The sequence below is a fragment of the Pseudoalteromonas sp. SR45-5 genome (assembly GCF_014163565.1).
GTDB lineage: Bacteria > Pseudomonadota > Gammaproteobacteria > Enterobacterales > Alteromonadaceae > Pseudoalteromonas > Pseudoalteromonas distincta.
In genome coordinates, this window is sequence record NZ_JACJDN010000280.1 from 1 (window position 1) to 5,100 (window position 5,100).

Consider the following 5,100-nt stretch of genomic DNA (forward strand, 5'->3'; position numbering starts at 1 on the left):
GCCAAAAAGTTACTGATATAGAGCGACTACACTGTAATTTTTTGCCTTATCCATGAACTATACCAACCTGCAATAATTGTTCATACGTTTAATTAAATTGGTATTAAAGCTTATTTAACAGCGGCTTTAATTGGTTTGTCGCCATCAAATAACTCAAAAATGCGGTTACTAATAAATGAGTTAGTCGCAATATGTAATAATGCATTGGCTACGTTTTCGCGGCTAATTTTAGCCTCAGAACGATCACTTGGTTGCTGCGTCGTTACTTGCATTGAAGCGCTATCATCAGTCAGTGTACCAGGGCGAACAATGGTGTAATTTAAACCACTATTTATTAGGTGCTCATCAGCCATGTGCTTGGCAACTAAGTAAGGTTTTAAATCACCTTGAATCGAATCTGGATCGTCAGCACCAATCGAACTGACCATAATAAAGTGTCTAACGCCATGCTCTTTTGCAAAGGTAGCTGCTTTAGTTGCAGCCCATAAATCAATAAGTACAGTTTTATCATCGCCCGTATTTCCGCCAGAACCTGCAGCAAAAATCACTTGGTCACAGCCTTTTATTGCTTTGCCAAAATCGCCTTCAAGATCTTGCTCAACAATAGTTAAAAAAGAGCTGTTTAAATCACTTAGCTTATTTTTGTCACGCACTAATGCCACAACATTTTGCTCATTTTTTAAAAGTAGCTCAGTTGCCATTTTACCTATTTGTCCGCTTGCGCCAATAATTAGGGTCTTACTCATAATTAACTCCTTCCAATAAATAGTAAAAGTAATGTGCTTATAAACAGACCTTGGGGTAGGGGATAATTTTTAAAGGGTAAAAAAGAGTTTAAATGAGCTAATTTCAAAAAATACTTTAATTAAAATTCAATACTTAACTGAGTATTAAAATTAGCTGCTTTTGGCGTGTTTTTTAGAACTTTTTATTCAACCATTATACTCACTTCGGTCACATAACTACGGCGATATAGACTAATACGAACTTTATGTTCTTGGTAATTATAAAACAAAGTGCGATATGTATTATTGCCGCTTGTTTTTAACGGCTCTCCTAATTTTTGCTGATAAAAGCGAGCGATATCAGAAATTGAATCTGTTAAATAACCAGTGCGAACCATTGGGTATTCGCCGGCTACATCCATTGTTGTAACAAACTCTTTAGGAAGTGGGATTTCAGTGACGTTTTGGCTAAGTACATTAAACGATAGAGTGCATAGCAGTATTATTAAAAATGCTAAAATTTTCATTAAAGTCCTTTAAATAATAAATTCCATTTATTGGTACTCATTTTACCTCAATAAGCACCTTTGTCATTTAAATTTTATTACGAATTAAATCTCGTACTATAAACCGAGCAGAGTGAATAGCTTGGCTTACACGTTCGCTTAATGGGCGAGGCTCGTTATTTAAACAGCTTATTAACCGACGCATTATACAACTCTTAATATGGCTGCACTTCAGTTATACGTTGAAGTGTGAAAAAGTTACACAAATAAGGATCGTTGAATTAAGTTTGCTCATTAGGCATAGTGCTAATGTAAACTAATACTTTAAAAGGAATTTCCATGAAAAATAGTATTATCAAAGTACTTTTAATTTGTACTGCCTACCTGTGCTGCGCGTTTAACCTGCAAGCAAAGCTATTACTAACGGCTTACCCCGATGCGAAATTAGAAGAAAAAGTCACTTTAGCGGGTGAAGAAGCACAGTTTGTATCAGCCTTTAATCCTGCGCTAAAAAAATCTCAAAAATTTGAATATAAGACATTTATTGGTGATGTAAGTCATTTTTCTTATCAAATAAAGAATGTTGCTTCTTTAAAGGTAATAGAAAACTACAAAGACGCTTTAAATGATGCTGGATTTAAAGTTTTGTATATATGTTCTTTAAACGATTGTTATGAAAAGCGAGAGGATAAATTGCTGGCTGAAGAGTCGAGCTATTTCAACGTGTCTAGTTATTACGGACAACCACATTATATTTACGCAGCAAAAGGAGAGGTTCCTGAAGCTGCCATTTCGTTATTTGTTGGACAATATAAAAATACGACACAAGCGCTTTTGACTACGATCAATATTAAAGAAATTGAAACTGGACTAATAAAAGCTGATTTTGAAGCATTCAAGAAAAAAGTTAATAATAAAATAAAAAAATCTACACATGGAGATTATAAAGGTTCTGCAGATCATCCTTTATTAAGTCGTTACCCTGGTAGCTATATCGAGGATTATCAAAATATTGATTATGAGGAGTTTAGTATCCCAATTGGCAAGTCTGATAAAAAAACGAGTACTTCACCTATGCTTGATGTTACAGGAGATTTAACGCGAATTACTTATATTGCGAATAAAGTATCGACGTTAAAAATTTATCATAACTATGTGAGTGCTTTGACTAAAGAAGGTTTTGAAACCGTATTTTCTTGTCAAAAAAATGAATGCGGTACAAAAAGAAAAGAGATTCAAGCATTAGGCGATAAGCTGGCAATCAAACCTGTTTATAACTACTTTCACCAACCTAGATATCAAGTTATGAAAAACACTCTAAATGAGCAAACTACCTACGTTGCCTTTTTTATAGGTAACTATAATGGCGATTCTCGTATTCAGCTTGTTGTTGCTCGTACAGAGCCCTTAGTGACAGGCTTAATAGAAACGAATAGTGATAAAGTTCTTGAGCAGTTAGAGCAAAAAGGAAAGGCGTCTATTTACGGTATTTTATTTGATTATGATAAAGCCACTATTAAAGCTGAATCTAAAGAGGCGTTAGATGTTATTGCTCAAGTTATGGAAAAAAATAAAAAATTGAGTTTATATGTTGTTGGTCATACCGATGATAAAGGTTCGCCTAATTATAATGTAAACCTTTCAAAGCGCCGTGCTGATGCGGTTGTTAACGCATTAATTGCTGATTATGGGGTAGCTAAAGAAAGGTTATTAGCTCAAGGAGCGGGTCCTTATTCACCCGTTGCAACTAATAAAAATGATTTAGGTCGTGAACTAAACCGCCGTGTTGAATTAGTTGAAAGGTTGTCTAGTTCAAAATAATTTACGTTTTTAATTTATATGCACATTAGATCTATTATTTTAATGTGTATACCTCATTTAAATTTTATTACGAATTAAATCTCGTACTATAAACCGAGCAGGGTGAATAGCTTGGCTTACACGTTCGCTTAATGGGCGAGGCTCGTTATTTAAACAGCTTACGAGATGTTCTGCACTTAGCGGTGCGCTACATAAAGCGCGGGCGCCAAAGCCGGTAAAAATATGTAGGCCTTGTTGTGGCTTATTAAGTTGCTCGTACTGATAGCGTTTACCTAAGCGTAAGTTAGCAAAGGCCATTGTATAATCACTTTGTTCGCACCATTGCCCTGCCATTGGTAGGTGATCTATAAATGTGCATCGTACAGCTGCTTTTGCCGAGGTAATGTTGCCAAGGGTTGAGGCAAATTCACTTTGCTGATAAAAGCTAAGAAGTTGCTCTTGGTTTAACTGATTGTCGAGCGCTGTAACTTGACGGCTTTTGGTATTTTTTTCAAACGTGGCACCCATACAGTGATGATCTAAATAGGCTGGGGTAAAATACCCTTTATGGCACAGCACTGTTTTAAGTTTGCGTGATTGCTCACTTGCCTCAATATGTGAAACTTGCCCGCGTACGCCTACTATTGGTAGCGCTTTTGTTTGCTCAAATGCATCGCTGTGCTCGCCCGCACAAATAATTACATCACTAAAAGGACCTAACTGCTCATCATTCGTTAATAAAAACCAACCGCTGTCAGTTTTTTTAAGCTGTTTTATATTGCAGTTAAATACGCTTTTAAATGGGTTTATGCTATTTGCAGTGCTTAACATGGCGTTTACTAATTGCGGAGGGTTAACCCAGCCGCCTTGTTCAAAAAACACGCCCGAATAACCTGTTTCTACGCCGGCTATTTCGTCGCCTTGCTCTGCGGTTACGTTGTGCATTAGCTGGGTTGGCCACAGTTGTTTTTGTGCTAAGTTTTCATGTTTATCGGCCAGAGGCTTTTTTACTGCGTGTTGTAATACGCCGCACCAATCGTAATCAAAATTAAAACCACTGCTAAGTAAGTTGTTATATAGGCGCTTAGCGTATAAAAAGCTATGTGCGAACAATTCACTGTGCGGTGAATTTTTTGCTTGTAGGTGAGGGTAAATAGCACCTTGCACATTGTGCGATGCCCCCATAGCTGGTTTTTCATCTTGGCAAAACAATTGGCTTGCTATGCCTCGTTTAGCCAAACTATATAAAATGCAGCTACTGGCTATACCGCCGCCAATGACCGCTACATTTTTTAAAGCGCTGCTATCTTGATGAAAATATGCAGGAGCTGATTGAGCATCATTTACGCACTCTAGTTGGCCAACAAGCATATCTCTTTTTTGGCCAAAGCCTTTGGCTTTTTTAGTATTAAAGCCTGCATCAATTAATCCACGACGAACAAAACCTGCTGAAGTAAATGTTGATAAGGTTGCACTTGCCCTTGATATATTGGCCATAGAATTAAATAAACTTTGCTGCCACATTTCGGGGTTTTTACTTGGCGCAAAACCATCTAAATACCAAGCGTCAACAATTCCTGTTTGCGGATAGCTCATTGCTTGTATTGATTCAAGTGCATCACCAAAGTATAAATCGAGAACAACAAGTCCATTGTCAAATTCGAGTCTGTGGCATCCTTCTAAATTAATTGGGTATTGTTTAGATAATTTGTTACTAAAGGCGCTTAATGATGGCCATGCCTGTAGTGCTTTGTTTAAATCGTCTATGTGCAGTGGATATTTTTCAAATGAAATAAAGTGTAAGCGTTTAACACCATTATCTAATTGATTTTGAACTTGTTGACGTGCAAGGTGGTCAGTAAAGCGTTGCCATGTATTTAAAAAGTTTAAACCTGTACCAAAGCCGGTTTCAGCAATAACAAAATGTGGCTGGTCATGATTTTGTAATCGTGCATCTATATTATTTTGCTCATAATACACATAATGCGATTCAGCTAAGCCATCGTCATTAGAAAAATAAATATCACCGAAGTCATTAGCGAAAGGTGTACCTAAATTATTAAAGTGTA

At 36.6% G+C, this 5,100-nt stretch carries 4 protein-coding genes; 1 reads left to right on the forward strand and 3 read right to left on the reverse strand.

Annotation, left to right across the window (positions count from 1 at the left end):
* Positions 1-110: 110 nt before the first annotated feature.
* Both H5072_RS11410 and H5072_RS11415 read right to left on the reverse strand, forming a co-directional pair.
* Complete coding sequence (locus H5072_RS11410; RefSeq protein ID WP_182693585.1) at positions 111-746, reverse strand: NAD(P)-binding oxidoreductase; 636 nt, start codon at positions 744-746, stop codon at positions 111-113.
* 182 nt (positions 747-928) lie between these two features.
* On the reverse strand, positions 929-1,252 hold the full coding sequence (locus tag H5072_RS11415; protein WP_182693586.1) for a hypothetical protein: 324 nt from the start codon (positions 1,250-1,252) through the stop codon (positions 929-931).
* A gap of 318 nt (positions 1,253-1,570) precedes the next feature.
* On the opposite strand from H5072_RS11415, the gene H5072_RS11420 reads away from it, so the two are divergent.
* Positions 1,571-3,052 carry an OmpA family protein gene (locus H5072_RS11420; RefSeq protein ID WP_182693587.1) on the forward strand — a complete coding sequence of 494 codons (1,482 nt, stop codon included), beginning with the start codon at positions 1,571-1,573 and terminating at the stop codon, positions 3,050-3,052.
* Between the two features lie 57 nt (positions 3,053-3,109).
* Here the strand turns inward: H5072_RS11420 and mnmC are convergent.
* Positions 3,110-5,100, reverse strand: a 1,991-nt coding sequence (gene mnmC / locus H5072_RS11425; RefSeq protein ID WP_220488595.1) for a bifunctional tRNA (5-methylaminomethyl-2-thiouridine)(34)-methyltransferase MnmD/FAD-dependent 5-carboxymethylaminomethyl-2-thiouridine(34) oxidoreductase MnmC, incomplete at its 5' end; no start/stop codon positions are given.